This is a genomic window from Pseudomonas sp. T1.Ur (genome assembly GCF_023516725.1).
GTDB lineage: Bacteria > Pseudomonadota > Gammaproteobacteria > Pseudomonadales > Pseudomonadaceae > Aquipseudomonas > Aquipseudomonas alvandae.
Genome location: NZ_JAMGSN010000001.1, coordinates 2476155 through 2494982, shown reverse-complemented (window position 1 = coordinate 2494982; position 18828 = coordinate 2476155). Strand labels below are relative to the sequence as shown.

General features: G+C 59.3%; 17 protein-coding genes. 8 read left to right on the top strand and 9 right to left on the bottom strand.

Going from position 1 to position 18828, the window contains the following annotated elements; genetic code table 11:
• The 3 genes from M8Q45_RS11235 to M8Q45_RS11225 all read right to left on the bottom strand — a co-directional run bounded on the left by M8Q45_RS11235 (window position 1) and on the right by M8Q45_RS11225 (window position 3198).
• Entirely contained in the window at window positions 1–612 is a 612-nt protein-coding gene (locus M8Q45_RS11235; protein ID WP_249874791.1) for an HAD-IB family hydrolase, read from the bottom strand.
• A complete protein-coding gene (locus M8Q45_RS11230) occupies window positions 602–2107 on the bottom strand; it encodes a class I adenylate-forming enzyme family protein (protein WP_249874790.1) in 1506 nt (501 codons plus the stop codon). The genes M8Q45_RS11235 and M8Q45_RS11230 overlap by 11 nt, the downstream gene beginning before the upstream one ends.
• Before the next feature lie 74 nt (window positions 2108–2181).
• The gene (locus tag M8Q45_RS11225; RefSeq protein WP_249874789.1) at window positions 2182–3198 is read right to left on the bottom strand and encodes an SDR family oxidoreductase; all 1017 of its coding nucleotides are present in this window, start codon (window positions 3196–3198) and stop codon (window positions 2182–2184) included.
• Window positions 3199–3654: 456 nt separating this feature from the next.
• On the opposite strand from M8Q45_RS11225, the gene M8Q45_RS11220 reads away from it, so the two are divergent.
• Window positions 3655–4251 carry a TetR/AcrR family transcriptional regulator gene (locus tag M8Q45_RS11220; RefSeq protein WP_249874788.1) on the top strand — a complete coding sequence of 199 codons (597 nt, stop codon included), beginning with the start codon at window positions 3655–3657 and terminating at the stop codon, window positions 4249–4251.
• 288 nt (window positions 4252–4539) lie between these two features.
• On the opposite strand, the gene M8Q45_RS11215 is transcribed toward M8Q45_RS11220, so the two are convergent.
• The 6 genes from M8Q45_RS11215 to M8Q45_RS11190 form a co-directional block, all read right to left on the bottom strand.
• Entirely contained in the window at window positions 4540–5496 is a 957-nt protein-coding gene (locus M8Q45_RS11215; protein ID WP_249874787.1) for a cyclase family protein, read from the bottom strand.
• 86 nt (window positions 5497–5582) lie between these two features.
• Complete coding sequence (locus M8Q45_RS11210) at window positions 5583–7025, bottom strand: hypothetical protein (RefSeq protein ID WP_249874786.1); 1443 nt, start codon at window positions 7023–7025, stop codon at window positions 5583–5585.
• 75 nt (window positions 7026–7100) lie between these two features.
• Window positions 7101–8249 (bottom strand): iron-containing alcohol dehydrogenase, encoded by a 1149-nt coding sequence (locus tag M8Q45_RS11205; protein WP_249874785.1) that lies wholly within the window; start codon window positions 8247–8249, stop codon window positions 7101–7103.
• Window positions 8250–8432: 183 nt separating this feature from the next.
• Window positions 8433–9806, bottom strand: a complete 1374-nt coding sequence (locus M8Q45_RS11200; RefSeq protein ID WP_249874784.1) for a sigma-54 interaction domain-containing protein — start codon at window positions 9804–9806, stop codon at window positions 8433–8435.
• 108 nt (window positions 9807–9914) lie between these two features.
• Complete coding sequence (locus tag M8Q45_RS28410; RefSeq protein WP_349654621.1) at window positions 9915–10088, bottom strand: RNA 3'-terminal phosphate cyclase; 174 nt, start codon at window positions 10086–10088, stop codon at window positions 9915–9917.
• Between the two features lie 112 nt (window positions 10089–10200).
• Window positions 10201–11166 carry a LysR family transcriptional regulator gene (locus M8Q45_RS11190; protein ID WP_249874783.1) on the bottom strand — a complete coding sequence of 322 codons (966 nt, stop codon included), beginning with the start codon at window positions 11164–11166 and terminating at the stop codon, window positions 10201–10203.
• Window positions 11167–11488: 322 nt separating this feature from the next.
• Between M8Q45_RS11190 and argH the strand changes: the two genes are divergently transcribed.
• The 7 genes from argH (at window position 11489) to M8Q45_RS11155 (ending at window position 18798) form a co-directional block, all read left to right on the top strand.
• Complete coding sequence (gene argH, locus M8Q45_RS11185; RefSeq protein WP_249874782.1) at window positions 11489–12916, top strand: argininosuccinate lyase; 1428 nt, start codon at window positions 11489–11491, stop codon at window positions 12914–12916.
• Between the two features lie 140 nt (window positions 12917–13056).
• On the top strand, window positions 13057–13935 hold the full coding sequence (locus tag M8Q45_RS11180; RefSeq protein ID WP_030138893.1) for an amino acid ABC transporter permease: 879 nt from the start codon (window positions 13057–13059) through the stop codon (window positions 13933–13935).
• Window positions 13936–13945: 10 nt separating this feature from the next.
• Complete coding sequence (locus M8Q45_RS11175; RefSeq protein ID WP_030138894.1) at window positions 13946–14710, top strand: amino acid ABC transporter ATP-binding protein; 765 nt, start codon at window positions 13946–13948, stop codon at window positions 14708–14710.
• A gap of 39 nt (window positions 14711–14749) precedes the next feature.
• Entirely contained in the window at window positions 14750–15574 is an 825-nt protein-coding gene (locus M8Q45_RS11170) for an ABC transporter substrate-binding protein (RefSeq protein WP_249874781.1), read from the top strand.
• Window positions 15575–15726: 152 nt separating this feature from the next.
• Complete coding sequence (locus M8Q45_RS11165) at window positions 15727–16569, top strand: polysaccharide deacetylase family protein (protein WP_249874780.1); 843 nt, start codon at window positions 15727–15729, stop codon at window positions 16567–16569.
• Window positions 16562–17461 (top strand): polysaccharide deacetylase family protein, encoded by a 900-nt coding sequence (locus tag M8Q45_RS11160; protein ID WP_249874779.1) that lies wholly within the window; start codon window positions 16562–16564, stop codon window positions 17459–17461. The genes M8Q45_RS11165 and M8Q45_RS11160 overlap by 8 nt, the downstream gene beginning before the upstream one ends.
• On the top strand, window positions 17458–18798 hold the full coding sequence (locus M8Q45_RS11155) for an MmgE/PrpD family protein (protein ID WP_249874778.1): 1341 nt from the start codon (window positions 17458–17460) through the stop codon (window positions 18796–18798). The genes M8Q45_RS11160 and M8Q45_RS11155 overlap by 4 nt, the downstream gene beginning before the upstream one ends.
• The last annotated feature ends 30 nt before the right edge of the window (window positions 18799–18828 follow it).

Here is an 18828-nt window from a genome sequence, read left to right as displayed (position 1 = left end):
TCAGTACCAGTTTCTGTAGAAGGGAGAGTTGGCAATGCCGAGCAGCGCGTCGTCCCCGGACGAGTCGCCGTAGGCGTAGATGTAATAGTCATCGAGGTTGCTCAAGCAGTCCCGCAGCCGCGCTACTTTTTCCCGGTCGACACAATTGGTGCCGGAGATTCCGCCCGTCAGCTTGTTCTTGGCCGTCGCCAACCGGGTTCCGCATACGTGGTCGAAACCCACCGCCTGGCCCCACGGGATCAGGTAGTTCTCCGGCGAGTTGCTGACCAGCGCCGTCATGTGCCCCATGGACTGGTGCCATTGCAGCCGGCGCAACGCTTGCGGCCTCAGCCAGAGAGGCAATTGCTCGGAGATGAAAAACCTGGCGTGCTCGCGCTCTTGCTCTACCGTCAGGCCGCCGAGGTAGCAGGCGATAAAGGCCAGGCGCGCTTGCATCAACGGCGTAATGCCCAGGATGACGCTGAGCATTTTGGGCAACAGGGGAATGATCCTGAGCCAGAACGCCCGGGTCCCGACGATGAAGCGCATGTAGCGCCAGAAGGTGTGCCTGTCGGTCAACGTGCCGTCGAAATCGAAAACGGCCAATACCGGTCGTGTGCTGTCAGCGTGCATGAAGCGCTTCCTTGAGAGGGACAATCTCTATGATTTTTGGCAATTTGAAACCGGAGAGGTAACGCGAGAGCAGGGTGGTCACGCTGTTCTGGCTCAACTCACCGTCGCCTTCCACGGACAAGTGCAAGACATTGACGTCCTTGTGGTCCGGGACGATGTAGGCCCTGGCGCGCACCGCGTCGGGGTGCTTCAGGGCGACGGATTCGATTTCCGCCAGATCGACCATCTGCGCTTTTATTTTCGAGATGCGCAGGCGTTGGCAATAGAAAAAGACATGGCCTTCTTCATCTCGCCAGACCAGGTCGCCGGTGTGCAGCCAGCCGTCTCGGAAGAATCGCGCATTAATCTCTGGCGCGGCGTCATACCCCGGGATGACCATCGGCCCGCGTATCAGCAGCTCGCCGATACGCCCAGCGACGACATCCTGGCCTTGCGCGTCGACCACCCGCAGTTCGACACCACTGATCGGTCGTCCCATGGCGCCGCGATGAACCTCGCCGACAGAGCTCTGGACAATCACCGGCATGCTTTCGGTCAGCCCGTAGCCTTGCAGTACAGCCGCGCATCCCAACAACTTGCCGAGCTTCTCGCCTTCATCGGCCGGTAGATGACTGCCGCCGGAATACATCATCAATTGAGGATGCAGGGGCAAACGCGGACCTTTGCGCTTGGCGAGTCGTGAATTGAAATAACGAATAACGTCGGGCACCAGGCAGGCAAAGGTGACCTGGTGTTCGGACAACACTTGCGCCAAGTCCCGATTGAGCAGGGTGTTGGTCATCAGCAACGTGGCGCCGATGCTCAGCGGGAATACCATCATCACCGACAATCCGAAGATGGCGTACAGCGGCAGCGTCACCAGGTGGACCGACCCTATGCCTTGGGGATGGAACTGTTCATGCAGGCCATCGCTCGACTGCGTCAGGTCGAGGTAGCGGTGACAGACCGCCAGCGGCTTGCCGATGCCACGGTAGGTGAACTGCATCGAGACAATCGGGTTATCGTCTGGCTGCGACAGAGGTTGGGGCTGGCGTGGCAACGTCGCTTCAACTGTGGCGTTTTCAAGCGACGACAAGGGCTGCTCGTCGCCATTGCTCACGATCAAGGCGTGGGCCGGCTGGAATATCTCTCGGTGTTGCTCGAACAGTGTGTCTATCGTGACGATCAGTGATGGCTTGGAAATGTCCAGGACATTACCCAGCTCGAATGCCGTCAGTTTGTAGTTGAGAATCACCGGGACAGCGCCATGGCCGATCACCGCCAGGTAATAGGCGATGAAATCAACCCCGTTGGGCAGCACAAGGGCCACTTTTTCCCCAGGCGACACATTCAGTGCGTGGAGAAAGCCATTGCATTCTTCAGCCCTGATTCGCAGGTCCCGGTATGTGACGGTTTCGTCTGCATCCAAGTCCCGGATAGCGATGTGCTCGGGATACGAATGGGAAAAACCGACGAAACGATGCAGAAAACCTTCTTTATGGGTAAGGCTTTTCATTCACCAACCTCTCAATCCTTGAAGTCATGGTTAGATAAAAAGTACTGCAGAGGCAGGCTACTGTTTGAATGGGTTCAATTAACGTGCAGGTAATTGTTTTTCCGATACCACTCCAACGTATCGGTCAGTGTTTCCGTGACGGGACGGAATGCACATTTCAATTCGCTGGAACTCTTGCTGTGGCTGAAGTGCGTTCTTCCTTGCTCTTGCTCTATAAGCTTGACCGTGGAAGTACTGATCAGCACAGGCTTTTTCGTGACGCGGTAATAGCACTCATACACAAAGGCAATGAGCCGTAGCATGAATAACGGAACGGGGCGCTCCGGTGCTTGTACGCCGCTGACACTGGACAGCGCCCGGAAGATACTCTTCATGTCCATATGATTACCGGCGGCCAGATAACGCTCACCCGATCTGCCGCGGGTAATCGCCGCGATTTGATGTTCCGCCACGTCCCGGGCATCCACCACCGAAAAACTGCCTGGAAGAACGCCTGGTAACTTTTGTCCGACAAAATCCAGCAGGAACTGGCCCGATGAGGTGGGACCAATGTCGCCAGGGCCGAACATCCAGCCGGGCAACACCATCGCGACAAACATGTCCGGGTGCAACGACAGGAACTCCCGGACCTTCTGCTCGGACAGGATCTTGCTCAGGTAGTAATCGTCAGCTTCCGCTTCATCACGTGACATGGTTTCGTCGATCACCTCGTCCCTGTTGCCCTTCAGGACCGCGATGGACGAAGTGTGGACGGCACGGCGAATCCCGGCGGCATAAGCGGCCTGCAACAAGTGCTCGGTGCCGGTCACATTGGTGTCATACAACTTCTGCCAGTGTTTTCCGCCTTTATAACTGTCACGGAAATACGCGGCGGTATGAAACAAGGCGTCGCAACCTTCAAGCGCAGGGCTGAAAGCCCCAACATCGAGCATATCGCCTTCAACCAACTCAACAGGCAGGTCACCGAATTGCTTCCTGGCTTTTTCAACGGAGCGTACAAGGGCCTTGACCTTGATGTTTCGTTTCAAGAGCGCATGGACGACATTATTTCCGAGCAGGCCTGTAGCGCCTGTAACAAAGGCATATTCCATTAAAATCCAGCTCCTTTGAGGTACCTGTCCGGGCACGGTGGGCGTTGAACAGGTGTCGGACGATCCAACGGCGCAAGTAAAAACCATTCGGTATCTGGAAATCAAGCGGTATTTAGCGGAAAGACCAAAGAGGAGGTGTCTAGCTCGGGCCTGAGACGGCAAGTCTCAACGTTTTCGCCATGCGAGTGACGCCATTTTTCAGGCACTCCAGCGATTTTTCACGCTGGGGGGGAAGGGTGCATGACAGCGCCCGCCTCTGGAATCCGGCCGAAAATTGTCTTCCTGCCAAGGTCTGTTACAGCCTGGAATGCGTCGCTATTAGATGCCACTTCCAAAACTTTAAATGCAAACAGCCAAGGTGGGTGGTAAGGTAGAAAACACCTGTTTTGCTGGCTGACTCGTTGATTCGTTTCATCTAGTTACAAATATATACATCGGGCCAAAGGAGCCGAGGGCGTGATCAAGAAGAGATTGGGGCGAGAGGAAAGTCAGCAAGTTACAAGAGACAAGTTATTCGACACTGCGACTGATCTGATGATCAAGAAAGGCTTTCATGCCGCCAGCGTGAATACAATTTCCGAAGAGGCCGGCTATTCGAAAGGTGCATTCTTTTCAAACTTCTCAAGCAAGTCGGAACTGCTGCTTCAACTTACCCAGCGCTTCAAGAGAGTCGAGATAGATCGCTTGGGCAGCACCTTGGCGGCGGGCTACACCGCAGAGCAACTGACTCAGGGCCTGAATGCCTACATCGACACGCTTAAAAACAATACCAACTGCGCCATCCTCGACGCCGAGATGCAGTTGATCGCTTTGCGTGATGAAGAATTCGCAAAGCATTACTACGATCTGCATGAAGAAAACAGCGAAGCGCTGGGGAAACTGATCACGATCATCTTCAATCACGCCGGCAAGAAGCCTCCATTGGCATACGCAGCGCTGGCGCGAACTTTCACTGCATTGTCGGAAGGCTTGATCCTGCAGGGCCATAAAGATCCGGCTGCGGAAATCAAGCTGGTGCTCAACTCGCTGATTCAAACGGCGGAGCCGTTGTAGACGTGAGACCTGGCCAGATAGAGGACGATCAAAACGCAGATCCCCAGGGCGAAGACGCTGTTCTGCAGGATGTCGTTACGGCAGGAACGGAACCCACCAAAGTCCGTGCCTTGAAAGCTGCCTGTAACGGTGACCAATCTTAAACATGAATGTGCGCATAATGTATATTATGTTAAACAGGATGTTTATGCGCTTGCCCCACCTATGAGCAAATGTACTGCGTTGTGACAGATCCCAGCGGCTTGACGCACACTGAGGCAGGACCAAGCCTGCCCCAGCACACAAAGACTATTTGATCACCACCGGATTGACCGGTGATCCGGTAGCACGATGGACTTTCAACGGTGCAGCCACATAGAGAAATGTGTACTGCCCGTCTTCGGCACAATTTTCAGCCAACTTTTCCAAGTCACAAATCTCCGTAAAGGCGATACCAAGATTGCGCATCAAGGCACAGTGCAGAGGCAGCGCCACACCGGATACCGGGTCGGTCGTGACTTCGTTGGCGATGGTATCGGTGACAAGGTTTGGAATCTCCTTGTCGTGGAACCATCGGACAAGCTCCTCCGAATACGTAAGACCTGGCTCGCAGAACCCGTCATAAAACGCCTCGCCTTGTTCATAGAAGGCCTGGAGGAAGTTAGTTCTGATAATCAGGATGTCATGAGGCTCGATCGTGTGGCCCTGAGATTCTGCGCATGCCTCAAGATCTAGATGGGTAAATGTCTCGCCTTTATCCAGCATGCGTTTGCCACGATGCCTTGCCATGTCCAGCAATACGGCGCGCCCGACAACACCTCGCTCGCCGATAGGTGCGACACTGGCCTTGTCGAGACCTCCCACCGTTGTTCGCGCGTCGTAGCCGTTCCATATTTTTCCGCCGTACCAGAGGTGGCCAAGCGCATCATATTGGGTGGATCCTTGCAGGAATGCGTCGATCTTGTCATCGGCGTAATGCAAGCCGCCGGGGTAACAAGGGCCATGATTATCGTCCCAACTCGACTCGTCGAGAATCATGGTGCGTTCTGCCGGGGTACGGCCTGGCCAGACCGGATCACCGGCGGGATTGCCGATCATGCGCTGCAACGTAAACACATTTCCCGTCTTGATGTGCGCAACTCCGCGCAGGACTTCTTGCGTGGTCAGATAATTCAGCGAGCCAACTTCGTCTTCCGCTCCCCATCTGCCCCAGTTAGAAGGCGCGTCCTGTAATAGTTCATCCATTGTGGGAACTGCAGTGGTCATGACGTTTTCCTTTTTTATTTCCGTGATTATCAAAGCGCACGACAAATGCGCCTTGTGTCCATACCGTTCAGGGCATACAAACCCGATCAATCAGCCATAGCCTCCCCCACTACCCGCTTGTTCACCATAACCGGCTCGACATCCTTGCCCGGCTTGCCACCCACCGCCTTCAGATCCTTGGCAAACGTCCCATCCACCTCTCCCTTGAAGAAATTCTTGCCATAAATCAGCAAGCACAACACAACGCCAATCCCGAATGCCCAGCTCGCGCCTTTGATCGCCAGTACCGCGCCGATCACGCCGGCGATACCCAGGTCGCGCTGGCTACGCGCTTCAAGGATGCCCAGGCGCACGCTCACGTAACCCTGGATCAGCAGCGTCAGCGACAGGGCAACGCCGAGAATCGGCTGCACCAGCGTCACGACCGGCAACAGCAGCAGACCGCTGTTGGTCCCCCAACGGAACGACCCGACACCGCCGATGATCGACTTCATCGCCTTCGGCCCACCTTTGAAGCGCTCGATCACGACCACCAGCATCGCCGCCCATTTCGGGCCGCACATGGCGACGTCCGGGCCGAAGATGCTCATGAATGCATTGCGTGCGCCAAAGATCAGGTGCGCGCGGTCGGCGTTGTAGTCGACGACTTCGTCAGTACGGACGGTTTCTGCTTCATCGAGGAGCGATTTCGCGCTGAGCACGTCGCCGAAGACGATGATGTAGGCGGCGAGCATGGTCGGCAGCGCGGAAAGGAACATGGACAGTGGAGGCATGCCCAGGCCGAACACGGTGTAGTTGTTCCACAGGCCGGCGAAATCCGGTTGGCTGATGCCCCACTGGAGACTTGGCCATGGCGCTTCACCGAACAACGGGGCAATCACCACGGCCAACAGCACGATCGGCAAGATGCCAAGCTTGGCGAAGTTCCACCAGAAACGGTTGCGTTGCTTGAGCTCGTTGAAGTGCTGGGAAAAGATCAAATAGAAGGCGATACCGACCGCAATGGAAATGGTCCAGGGCAGCACATTGAATTTACCGCCGACCTGGAACACTGCGATCACCGCGCTCAAGCCCGCGCCGACGATAATTCCGGACTTGATCGCCGAGGGCACATATTCCACCACCTTCTTCGCCATGCCGGTCGCCCCCAGGGCGATTGAAAAAATCCCCAGCATCAACTGAAAGGCAATCAAGGCATGGACACGCTCCGGGCCCATCGGAAACTGCGCGCAGTACGCCATCAACAGCGGCACCGCCGGGGTGATCCATCCGGGTACGGTCGGGTCGCCGAGCAAATGGTGCGCGAGGTACAGCAGGCCGTTGAGCATCACGACGGCGAGCGCGACTTCGAAGGGCATGCCGAGCAGTTCGGTCATCAGCGGAATCGCCGCCAGGTCCACGGCGCACATGAGCAAGCCCTGGAGATAGTCTGGAAGCTCGATCTTGTAGTGAATAAATGGCAACCGGACCTTGAAGGGACCCAGCGGGATGTACGGGCTTTCGCTCCGCTGTGCAGGAGTATCAGACATTGAGTTCACCTGTTTTATTGGTCTTGTAATGGCGGGCGCACGCTCCGGCAGCACCGGAGCCGTGAGTGACGGAGATCAATAGGCCGCGCGATAGATCTTCTCGATATCGGCGGCGGTCAGCTTGCGAGGGTTGTTGCGCATCAGCCGGTCGATCTTGCTGGCTTCTTCAGCCATCGCGGGGATGGCATCCTCGGGCACGTTGAAACTGCGCAGGCCGGACGGGATGTCGACGGCGGCACATAGATCGGCCATGGCCCTGACAGCCTGGTCCGCGGCATCCTTGTCGTTCAGGTCCGCAACGCGCAGGTCCATGGCTTCGGCGATGTCGCGAAAACGTTCGACACAGGCTGTCTTGTTCCACTCCATCACGTACGGCAGCAGCAAGGCGTTGCTGACGCCATGAGCGATGTTGAATCGCCCGCCCAGCGGGTACGCCAGCGCATGCACCGCCCCTACCCCCGCGTTGCCAAACGCCATGCCGGCCATCAGGCTGGCGGTGGCCATGTCTTCCCGAGCCTGCAGGTTGGTTGGATTGGCATAGGCCTTCGGCAGCGCTTTGCTGATCAGCCTGATCGCGCCCAGGGCGATGGCGTCGGTGATCGGCGAAGCGTTCACGGAAATATACGACTCGACCGCGTGCACCAGCGCATCGACACCACTGGCCGCCGTCACACTGCGTGGGCAGGTCAGCGTCATGGCCGGGCTGACCAAGGCCACGTCGGGCAGCAGGTAGTCGCTGACGATGCCTTTCTTCAACTGCGCTTGCTTGTCGGAAAAAATCGCGACGTTGGTCACTTCCGAACCGGTGCCAGCGGTCGTCGGGATGGCAATCAGCGCAGGGCCCTTGCGTTTCACCAGATCGACACCGAACAGGTCGCTCAGCGGACCTGCATGCCCGGCAAATGCCGCGACGCCCTTGGCGATATCGATGGCGCTGCCGCCGCCCACGGCGATCAATCCATCGTGGCCGCCCTCTCGATAAGCACGGGTGCAGTCTTCGACGATGGCCACTTCAGGCTCCGGCTTGACCTGATCGAAAACGCCGTAGGGGCGATCGCCGAGTTGTGCGAGCGCCAGGTCAACGGTCCCGGAATTTACCAGGATGACGTCTGTGACGATCAGCGGATTCTTGACCTCCAGGCGCGTCAGTTCTGCGCAAAGCTGCTCGATTGCGCCGGGTCCGGTAATCAATTTGTTTGCGATCTTGAAAGCAGAGATATTCATCGGGCTCGTCCAGTTGATGTTGTTTTATTGGAAGACGTGCCACAGGAGATAGCGAAAGGCGTGCCAATGCCCGCAAGGCCCATATTGCACGGGGCCTTGCGCGATTTTCACGAGCGCAGGAGGGTTTTTACGGATCAATAGCGATTAGTTTTCTGATCGATTTGGCCGGGCCTGATCAGCATCCTAATCAGACTGTTCCCAGCGCTTCATTTTCTGCACCACGGTCGCCTGGCTCACCCCCAACGCCTTGGCCGCAAGGCGCGTGGTCTTGTGCGCGAGCAGCGCGGCACGAATCGCACTGCGCTCGGCATTTTCCAGAACCTTGCGCAGCGGCAGGCCAGTGTCACGGGTGTTGGGTGGATTGAGGTCGAGGATCTCTTCCGGCATATCAAGCGCCTCGACAGTGCCGGTCTGATTGGTCACCACCAGTCGCTCGACCAGGTTGATCAACTCGCGGATGTTGCCGGGCCAATCGTAGTCGCACATCAGGTCGAGGGCCTCGAGACTCCATTGGACCTGGCGTTCGTAACGAGCATTGAACCGGTCGAGGTAGTAATGCAGCAGCGGCGCGATCTCCTCCCGACGCTCGCGCAGTGCCGGAATGTGGATCGGCACCACATTGAGCCGGTAATACAGGTCAGCCCGGAAACGACCCTGCGCCACCTGTTGCTTGAGGTCATGGTGGGTGGCGCTGATGATGCGCACATCGACCTCCTTCAGCTCCAGGCCACCCACCGGAATGAAGCGGTTTTCTTCGATCACCTTGAGCAGCTTGACCTGCACCGGCAACGGCAAATCACCGATTTCGTCGAGAAACAACGTGCCGTGATGCGCCAGCTCCAGCAGGCCACGCTTGCCTTTGGGGCCCGCGCCGGTGAACGCTCCGGGCACATAGCCAAACAACTCGGCTTCGATCAGGTTTTCGGGCAGTGCGCCGCAGTTGAGCGCGAGGAAGGGTTCGCTGGCACGCGGGCTGGCGTTATGGATGAATTGTGCGACGAGGGTCTTGCCGACGCCGGTTTCCCCTTGGAGCAACACCTTGACTGAGCTGCTGGCAACCTGGCGAGCCAGCGAGAGGACGCGGCCGGACATCTCCTGATCGGCCATCAGCGGCGAACGCAGGAGATTGTCTCGTTGGCCGGCATGAAGCTTCGCGGTGCTGTTGCGCAGTTGCTTGAGCTGTTGCAGCTCATCGCGCTCATGCTTCATGCGTAGCAGTTCCGTCATGTCGCGCACGGTACTGACCACATATGAAATCCGCTTTCCAGCGTCGAGAATCGGCGTGGCGCTGACGAGCAGCTTCTTGCCCTGGCTCAGGCTCTGCATCACCGACACCGGCCGACCGCCCTGCAACACCCGCAAGGTGGCCGATTGCGAAATGACGCCCTCCTTCACCAGCTCCTGCATGGATCGGCCGATAAGATCCGCGCCGCTGAGCCCGGTCAGGCGTTCATAGGCCTGATTGACCTTCAGCGTCTTGCCGTCGCCGTCGGTGATGTAGACGCCGTCATGCAGAGCGTTGAGCAGTTCTTCGAAACTGGCGTCGTTGAGGTTCACCGGAGACGATCCTTCCAGGGGGACGTGGCCGTCAAGTGTAAACGCAGAGTTGTGGTTTGAGGCGATACAAACGATGGGCGCTGACTCAACGGGCTGACTGGAAACCGTCTAGGGACGGGAGCGCTTGCCGCGTATCCCGGTCATCCGGAACGGTCGACCGGGAATGATGGAAAGGCTGAGGGCGGTACGGAGCACCTGCCCTCCTCCATGGGTGCCGTCGATCAGGGTCAGGTCCTGGCTCTCCGATCGAATCCGAAAATTCCTGGCTCGCTTCAATATCACCTGGAGCCAGCTCCAGGAACTTTCAGCGCCGCGTCACTGAGCGTCTGGACGATTGTGCCGATGCCTTTCTTGATCCCGTGCCGAATAATGAAGTGTTGCGTGCAACAAACAATCAAACGGTAACTTTCAAATCCACGCCCAGTGCCTCGGCAAATGCCTTGACCAAGGGACTGCGCACGATGTTATGGCGCAGGATCAGGCTGAACGGCGTGACAATATTGATCAGGTCCGGACGAACCGCGCGAAACTCTCCCCGCGCCACCATCGGCGCGGCGTAATGCTGGGGCAGGAAGCCCAGGAAACGGCCCGTCTTGATCAGCAGCGCAACGGCCTCCACCTGGGTGGCCGACGCGGAAAAGCTGTCGTAGCGGGCGAATTTCAATTTGTCGCGATGAACCGCGTAGCGATGATTGATGCACTCATGCTCCTTGAGCACATCTTCGCCCATGTCCGCATCCGCCATGGAAAACAGCGGGTGACCGACGGCGCAATACACTTCCGAGCGCTCTTCATAGAGGGCGTAATAATCGAACTCTTCGCGCTTTTGATAAATCGGCACGATTCCCGCTACCAACCGTCCCTCGACGACACCCCTTTCAACTTCATCAAGTTGCGTGGCCTGAAGTTGAAACCTGACCTTGGGCGACTGCTCATTGATTCGTCTAAGGGCGGCAACTAACGGGGAGTTGACATCGGAAATAGTGTTATCAATAACCCCCACGCCCAAGTCCCCTACAAGTTCGTTTTGTGCGGAACTAAGCCGGTCGCGAAAGTTGTCGACCGAGGCAAATAAATCAATCGACGCCTGATACACCAGACGTCCTTCTTCCGTCAGGTGAAAACCCTCTCGCCCCCGTGTGCAAAGGCGCATTCCGATGCGGATTTCCAGGTCGGAAATCTGTTTGCTGATGGCTGCCAGCCCCACATTCAGCTCATTCTGCGCGGCGCTGAAGCCGCCCGCCTCGACCACGGCCTTGAAGACTTTGAGCAGTTTGAAGTCCAGCCCGCTGAGGGCCAGTGGCGCCCGTTGCGGCGCTTTCGGCGGCGGGTTTCCGGAATTGGAAAGTGGGGTTTCCATAATGCTTATTTACCTCTGGCGCCCTATTCAACAACCTGTGTCCAACAACAAAAACACGCTGGCCTAATAATAATGATCACAGAAAACCAGGCTTGGCAACTGCCAATAAATCCCGAGGATCAGCGCCAAACCGCTGATCTGGAAACATTAAAAGCTGACACTTCGATGTAGGAGCTGCCGAAGGCTGCGATCTTTTGATCTTGATCTTTTATGGGCCAACCAAGACCAAAAGATCGCAGCCTTCGGCAGCTCCTACGTGAAATATCGCTTCCGCCTGATGGCACATCGATTTCAGTTCGCGTTACCGACGAGGAAAACAACAATGTCCCAAACCACCGACCGTCTCTGGGGTGCCCGTTTCAAAAGCGGCCCTTCCGAAGCCTTGGCGGCCCTGTCCCGTTGTCCTGAACGTTACTTCCGGCTCACTCCGTACGACCTCGCCGGGTCCAAGGCCCATGCCCGGGAATTGCAGCGCGCCGGACTGCTGAGCGAGCAGGAAACCCTGACGATGCTCGACGCGCTGGAGCGTATCGGCGCGGATTACCGCGCTGGCAGCATAGCCCCGACCCTGGATGACGAAGACGTCCATACCTTCATCGAGCGGCTGCTGACCGAGCGCCTGGGTGCCCTGGGTGGCAAGCTGCGGGCCGGTCGTTCGCGCAACGACCAGACCGCCAACGACCTGCGGCTGTTCCTGCGTGACCATGTGCGCACCCTGGCCGTAGAGGTGCTGGGCCTGCAGCAGGCGTTGGTGGACCAGGCCGAGCAGCACGTCGAGAGCATCTGCCCCGGATTCACCCACCTGCAGCAGGCGCAACCGATCGTGTTTGCCCATCACTTGCTGGCACACGCCCAATCGATGCTGCGCGACGTGCAGCGCCTGGTCGACTGGGACGCGCGCACGTCGCTGTCGCCGCTGGGTGCGGCGGCGATGGCGGGCTCGGCAATCGCTCGCTTACCTCAGCAGTCGGCAAAGGAAATGGGTTACAGCGGTGTCTGCGAGAACTCCATCGACGCCGTGGCCAGCCGGGATCACGTCGCCGAGTTCCTGTTCATCGCCAGCATGCTCGGCATCAACATCTCGCGCCTCGCCGAGGAGTTCTGCCTGTGGTCGTCACGGCAGTTTCGCTGGGTTGAACTGGACGATGCCTACGCCACCGGCAGTTCGATCATGCCGCAGAAAAAGAACCCGGACATCGCCGAACTGGCGCGGGGCAAGGCGGGTCGGCTGATCGGCAACCTGACCGGGCTGTTGTCCACCCTCAAATCGTTGCCGCTGTCCTACAACCGCGACTTGAGCGAAGACAAGCACGGCGTGCTCGACAGCGTCGACACCCTGCTGCTGGTGCTGCCAGCCATGGCCGGGATGGTTGCGACGATGAAGGTCAACGTCGAGGAACTGCGGCGCCAGGCACCGCTGGGCTTTACCCTCGCCACCGAAGTCGCCGACTGGCTGGCGGTGCGCGGCGTGCCGTTCAAGGAAGCCCATGAAATCACTGGGGCACTGGTCCAGGCGTGCGAGAAACACAGCATCGAATTGTGGGACGCCTCCGCGGCGCTGCTGGCGGAAATCGACCCGCGGCTCACCCCGGAAGTCCGCGAAAGCCTGACCCTCGAGGCCGCCATCGCTGCGCGCAGCGGCTGGGGAGGCACCGCGCCGCAACAGGTGCGTGAACAGATCGGTCGCCTGAAAACCGCCCTCGCCGCCCAGCAGCGGTGGACCGAGGACTATCAAGGATTTCGTCTTTGAACCAACGCCACTAAACCTGTGGGAGCGAGCTTGCTCGCGATTACGGTTTCACTTTCAACATCAACCTGGCTGATCCACCGCTATCGCGAGCAAGCTCGCTCCCACAGTGATGGCGGCGAAACCAAGTACGGAGAACCAACATGAGCCAGACACAGGCAGAACGACTCCAGGCGGAGCGCAAGCTGGCGGAAAACCAGTTCGACATCACCCAGTACGACCATGTGCCCCGGCGCTACTACGGGCGGATCTTCTTCGCCACGGTGATTGTCATCGCGCTCATCGGCTTGGTGCGCGCCTTCGCCGAAGGCAAGATCGAGTGGTCCTACATCGGCCAGTTCCTGACCTCCCAGGCGATCATGTGGGGCTTGCTCAACACCATCGTCATGGCGGTGCTGGCGATGGCGCTGGGCATCGTGTTCGGCGTGATCACCGCGATCATGCGCATGTCGGCCAACCCGATCCTGCGCTACGTGGCGTTGACCTATACCTGGCTGTTTCGCGGCACCCCACTGATCCTGCAACTGCTGTTGTGGTTCAACCTGGCGCTGATCTTCCCCACCATCGGCATCCCCGGCCTGTTCGAGATGGACACCGTGAGCCTGATGACGCCGTTCGTAGCTGCGCTGTTTGGCTTGAGCATCAACCAGGGCGCCTACACCGCCGAAGTGGTGCGCGCCGGCCTGCTCTCGGTCGACACCGGTCAGTATGAGGCCGCCAAGTCGATTGGCATGCCGCGCCTGCAAGCGCTGCGCCGGATCATCCTGCCCCAGGCCATGCGCATCATCATCCCGCCGGTGGGCAACGAGTTCATCAGCATGGTCAAGATGACCTCGCTGGCGAGCGTCATCCAGTACTCGGAACTGCTCTACAACGCCCAGAACATCTACTACGCCAACGCCCGCGTGATGGAGCTGCTGATCGTCGCCGGGATCTGGTACCTGGCCACCGTCACCGTCCTGTCCTTTGGCCAAAGCCGCCTGGAGCGTCGTTTCGCCCGCGGCGCCGGCAAGCGTTCTTGAGGAGCCCCCCATGAGAAGCATCGTCAAGGCCGTGGGCCTGAACAAATATTACGACCAGTTCCACGCGCTGAAGGACATCGACATCGAAGTCGAGCAAGGCGAAGTGTTGTGCATCATCGGCCCTTCCGGTTCGGGCAAGAGCACCTTGCTGCGCTGCGTCAACCAACTGGAAAAAATCGACAAGGGCGGCTTGTGGGTCGACGGTGAACTGGTGGGTTACCGGATCGTCGGCAACAAGCTGCACGAACTCAACGAAACGCAAGTGGCCCGCCAGCGCCTGTCCACCGGCATGGTGTTCCAGCGTTTCAACCTGTTCCCGCACATGACCGTGCTACAGAACATCATCGAAGGGCCGTGCCAGGTGCTCAAGCGCTCCCCGAAAGAGGCGAATGAAGAAGCCCTGGAATTGCTCGCCCGCGTCGGCCTGGCCGACAAGCGCAACAGCTACCCGATCGAACTGTCGGGCGGCCAGCAGCAACGCGTTGCCATTGCCCGCGCGCTGGCCATGCGGCCCAAGCTGATGCTGTTCGATGAACCCACTTCGGCACTCGACCCGGAACTGGTCGGTGAGGTGCTGTCGGTGATGCGCGATCTCGCGCAGACCGGCATGACCATGATCGTCGTCACCCATGAACTGGGCTTCGCCCGCGAGGTTTCCAATCGCATGGTGTTCATGGACGAAGGGCAGATCGTGGAGGCTGGAAGCCCCGAAGAAATACTAATAAGTCCGCAAAACCCTCGCACCCAGAGCTTCATTTCTGCCGTTCGAACCTAAGCGCCGGTTGGCGCTCACAACACTCATAAGAGAACGACCATGAAGAACTTCATCATTCCCGCAGTACTCGCAAGCGTCATGGCCCCAGGCTTCGCCTTCGCGGCCGAATTGCCGGCCAGCATCAAGGCCAAGGGCGAGATCGTCGTAGCGATCATGCCGAACTACCCGCCGATGGATTTCAAGGATCCGGCCACCAACACCCTCACCGGCTTTGACTACGACCTGGGCAATGCCCTGGCGGAGCGCCTGGGCGTGAAGATCAAATGGCAGGAAACCGGCTTCGAACAGATGATCAACGCCCTGACCACCGACCGCGTGGACATGGTGCTGTCGGGCATGACCGACACCGCCGAGCGTCAGGCCAGCGTGACCTTCATCGACTACTTCACCAGCGGCCCGCAGTTCTACACCTTGCAGAAAAACAAGGACACCAACGAGATCGTCGACCTGTGCGGCAAGAAAGTCGGCACCAGCCGCCGCACCAACTTCCCGGCGGAAATCGCCGCGTGGAGCAAGGCCAACTGTGAAGCCGCCGGCAAACCCGCAATCAATGTGATCGGCACCGAAGGCTCGGCCGATGCCCGTGCGCAACTGCGCCAGAGCCGCATCGACGCGGCCATGCAAGGCAGCGAAACCCTGCCGTACCTGAAGACCCAGGAAAAGGACATGTACAAGACCGTGGGCCTGCCAATCTCCGAGCAGTACAGCGGCATGGGCGTGAGCAAGAAAAAACCTGAGCTCAGCGAGGCGGTGAAGGTTGCGCTGCAAAGCATGATCGATGATGGCAGCTACCAGGCGATCCTCAAGAAGTGGGACTTGGAGTTGGGTGCGATCAAGACGGTGACGATCAACGCTGGGAAGTGATCACACAGGCAACATCAATCCAGTGTGGGAGCGAGCTTGCTCGCGATAGCGGTGTGTCATTCACCAAACATGTTGAATGTATGGGCCTCATCGCGAGCAAGCTCGCTCCCACAGGGGGCTGATGTTTTTCGATGAACAATGGAGCACCACCGATGTCCTCCCTACCCACCTGGCCCGACCAGCACAAATCCTGCCTGGCCCTGGCCTTCGACCTCGACGGCCCGACCGGCGATGCCATGCTCAATGGCTCGATCTGGCGCAAGCCCGAGTACTTCGGCTTCGGTGGCTACGGCCCTTACCGGGCGCTGCCACGCTTGCTCGATCTGCTGGATGAGTTCCGTATCCCGACGACCTTCTTCGTCCCGGCCTGGGTCGTGGAGAACTGGCCGAAACAGTGCCAGGCGATCGTCGAGCGCGGCCATGAGGTGGCTTATCACGGCTACAAGCACGAGTCGTTCTACGCCCTGACGCTGGAACAGCAAAAGGACGTGATGAAAATCTCCCGGGAGGTGTTCTGGCAGCACTTGAATATCCGCGCCGAAGGCTTTCGTACGCCGTCCGGCGATTGGCGCGCCGAAACCCCGGCCATGCTGGTAGAGGCCGGTGTGACCTACTCCAGCAGCATGCGCGGCGATGACCGGCCGTACCTGGTGAACGTGCCGGGGTTCGATACGCCGTTGGTGGAGATTCCTGGTCGCTGGGAAATGGACGATTACGCTTCCCTCGCCTACACCCGCGCGCCGAACTTCCCTTCCGGGCTGGATCGCACGGCCAGTTACGCGCTGACCCTGGATAACTGGTGTCGCGAATACGACGGCGCCATGGATGAAGGGTTATGCCTGACCACCCTCTTCCACCCCAAGATTACCGGCAAGCCGGGTCGCATCCTGCTGCTGGAAAAACTCTTCGAACACATGCGCACCCGCGATAACGTGTGGTTCGCCACCTGCCGAGACGTCGCCCAGTGGTGGCTCAAGGAGCATCATCATGGCTGACTCGATCTGGCCGAACGGCCATCGCTGCGCCGTGGTACTGACCGTGGATTACAACGACATCCACGGCATTCTCACGCAGGCCCCGGAAGTCGCCGGACGTGACAAGACCCTGTCGGTGTGGCGCTACGGCACCCAACGCGGCGTCGAGCGGTTGCTCGACCTGTTCCAGGAACTCGGCGTCCCCAGCAGTTGGTTCGTTCCCGGTATCGTTGCCGAGGAAAATCCCGGGCACCTCCAGGCGATCCTGGCCGACGGCCATGAAATCGCCTGCGCCGGTTATCGCCATCAGGACTACGACACACTGGACCTGGCGGCGCAAAGCGACGACATCGCCAAGGGCTGCGAAATCCTGGCCAGGCTGACCGGCCAGCGCCCGGTCGGCTTTCGGATCCCGGCGGGCAATGGCGCGCCGGGGTTCATCGAGGTCTTGAAGGGCCAGGGCATTCGCTGGTCCTCGTCGTGGCGCGGCGATGACTTGCCGTTCGCCCACCCGACTGCACCCGGCGTGATTGAAGTGCCATTGCATTATGAACTGGAGGACGAGCCCTACTTCGCCTTCAACCTGAGCCCGGCGGTGCCACCCGCTCAGTCGCGGATCGCCTCCTACAGCCACACCTTGGGCAACCTGCAGATGGACTTCGCCGGGTTTCACCGGTTTGGCCTTTGCTATGTGCTTCGCTTGCACCCGGAAATCATTGCCACGCCAGGACGAATAGGCGTGCTGCGTGAATTGATCAAGGGCATCCAACAACACGACGACGTGTGGATCGCCACCGGCGCCGAGGTCGCGCAGTGGTGGGCCGCAACCGCAGGGCCGGTGGCTGAGGACCATCCGGCGTCGGTCTATGAGCGACATTATCGGGACTATGTTCCATGGGGCTCTATTCCATGAGCGAACGCTTGCAACGCCTGGCGCAATGGTGTGTTGACCTGCGATTCGAAGATCTACCACCTGCATTGGTGGCACAAGCCAAGCGGCACATCCTCGATACGTTCGGCGCCGCGCTGGCCGGCGCCGACAGCGGTGTCGCCGAGCAGGCGCGCACGGTCTTCGCGGGGGAGGCAGGAAACGTGCCGGCCTGGGGCACTGGCGCGAAGGTTTGCGCGTCTCAGGCGGCGATGCTCAACGGCGTGGCCGCCCATGCCCTGGAGCTGGATGATACCGGTGGTTGCGATCACTCCGGCGCCGTCGTCCTGCCAGCAGTGATGGCGGCAATGACGTTGATTCCACAGCCAATAACCGGTCGCGAGTTCATCAACGCGGTCGTGATCGGCTACGAAGTGGGCCGTCGGGTGCTCGAAGCGTGCGGGGGTTATTCCGCCCACAACGGCGCCGGCTGGCATTCCACCGCGACCTGCGGCGTGTTCGGGGCAGCCGCCGCCTGCGCACGTGTCCTCGGCCTGGATGCGCGCCAGACCCTCGCGGCCCTGGGCATTGCCGGCAGTTTCAGCGGCGGCTTGTGGGCGTTCATCCACGACGGCTCGCAAAGCAAGAAACTGCACAGCGGACGTGCCGCGGAAGGTGGCCTGCTGGCGGCGCGATTTGCCCGGCAAGGCATCACCGGCCCGACACAATTGTTCGACGACGTCTGGGGTGGTTTCCTGAAAACCCTGGCTCCGGCAACGTCAACGCCCGAAGCGCTGGATGCAGGTCTCGGCGTGGCCTGGAAGCTCACCCGCTGTTCGATCAAGCCCTACGCGTCGTGCCGAGGCACGCATTCGGCCATCGATGCGCTGGGCCTGCTGCTGGGTCAATTGAACGTACGAATCGATGAGGTTGAGGACGTACAGGTTTCGCTGAGCGGATTTCTGCACGACATGTGTGGCGGCCGAGAGGTCACTACCCTTGCCGGCGCGCAAATGAGCCTGCCGTATGCCCTGGCCGCGCGACTGGTACAAGGGCATTGCCGATTGCAGGCCTACGACGACCTGCAACGCAACGATCCACGCATGGGCCAATGGATGTCGCGCATCCACCTTGAAGTTGACCCGCGACTGTCCGAGGATGGCGAGCCGCTGGTCACGCTGCGGACCGTGGACGGTCGGCAGGCGAGCCTGTGCGTAGACGTGCCATTGGGTGCGCCAGGCAACCCATTGGATGATGTGGCCCTGGAGGAGAAGTTTGTCGACTTGGCGACGCGTGTGATGCCACCCGAACAGGCGGCTGGACTGATGGAACAACTGCGCTGCATTGAACAGCTGCAATCCGTGCGCACACTGGAACGGTGACTGGCTTGATCATACTGGCTCCGGTTCGCG

Excerpts from the sequence above, each read along its gene's own strand:
- M8Q45_RS11230 (WP_249874790.1), bottom strand. The coding sequence starts at position 2,107 with ATGAAAAGCCTTACCCATAAAGAAGGTTTTCTGCATCGTTTCGTCGGT.
- M8Q45_RS11205 (WP_249874785.1), bottom strand. The coding sequence starts at position 8,249 with ATGAATATCTCTGCTTTCAAGATCGCAAACAAATTGATTACCGGACCC.
- M8Q45_RS11160 (WP_249874779.1), top strand. The coding sequence starts at position 16,562 with ATGGCTGACTCGATCTGGCCGAACGGCCATCGCTGCGCCGTGGTACTG.
- M8Q45_RS11165 (WP_249874780.1), top strand. The coding sequence starts at position 15,727 with ATGTCCTCCCTACCCACCTGGCCCGACCAGCACAAATCCTGCCTGGCC.
- M8Q45_RS11225 (WP_249874789.1), bottom strand. The coding sequence starts at position 3,198 with ATGGAATATGCCTTTGTTACAGGCGCTACAGGCCTGCTCGGAAATAAT.
- M8Q45_RS11175 (WP_030138894.1), top strand. The coding sequence starts at position 13,946 with ATGAGAAGCATCGTCAAGGCCGTGGGCCTGAACAAATATTACGACCAG.
- M8Q45_RS11155 (WP_249874778.1), top strand. The coding sequence starts at position 17,458 with ATGAGCGAACGCTTGCAACGCCTGGCGCAATGGTGTGTTGACCTGCGA.
- M8Q45_RS11215 (WP_249874787.1), bottom strand. The coding sequence starts at position 5,496 with ATGACCACTGCAGTTCCCACAATGGATGAACTATTACAGGACGCGCCT.
- M8Q45_RS11180 (WP_030138893.1), top strand. The coding sequence starts at position 13,057 with ATGAGCCAGACACAGGCAGAACGACTCCAGGCGGAGCGCAAGCTGGCG.
- argH (WP_249874782.1), top strand. The coding sequence starts at position 11,489 with ATGTCCCAAACCACCGACCGTCTCTGGGGTGCCCGTTTCAAAAGCGGC.
- M8Q45_RS11210 (WP_249874786.1), bottom strand. The coding sequence starts at position 7,025 with ATGTCTGATACTCCTGCACAGCGGAGCGAAAGCCCGTACATCCCGCTG.
- M8Q45_RS11190 (WP_249874783.1), bottom strand. The coding sequence starts at position 11,166 with ATGGAAACCCCACTTTCCAATTCCGGAAACCCGCCGCCGAAAGCGCCG.
- M8Q45_RS11170 (WP_249874781.1), top strand. The coding sequence starts at position 14,750 with ATGAAGAACTTCATCATTCCCGCAGTACTCGCAAGCGTCATGGCCCCA.
- M8Q45_RS11235 (WP_249874791.1), bottom strand. The coding sequence starts at position 612 with ATGCACGCTGACAGCACACGACCGGTATTGGCCGTTTTCGATTTCGAC.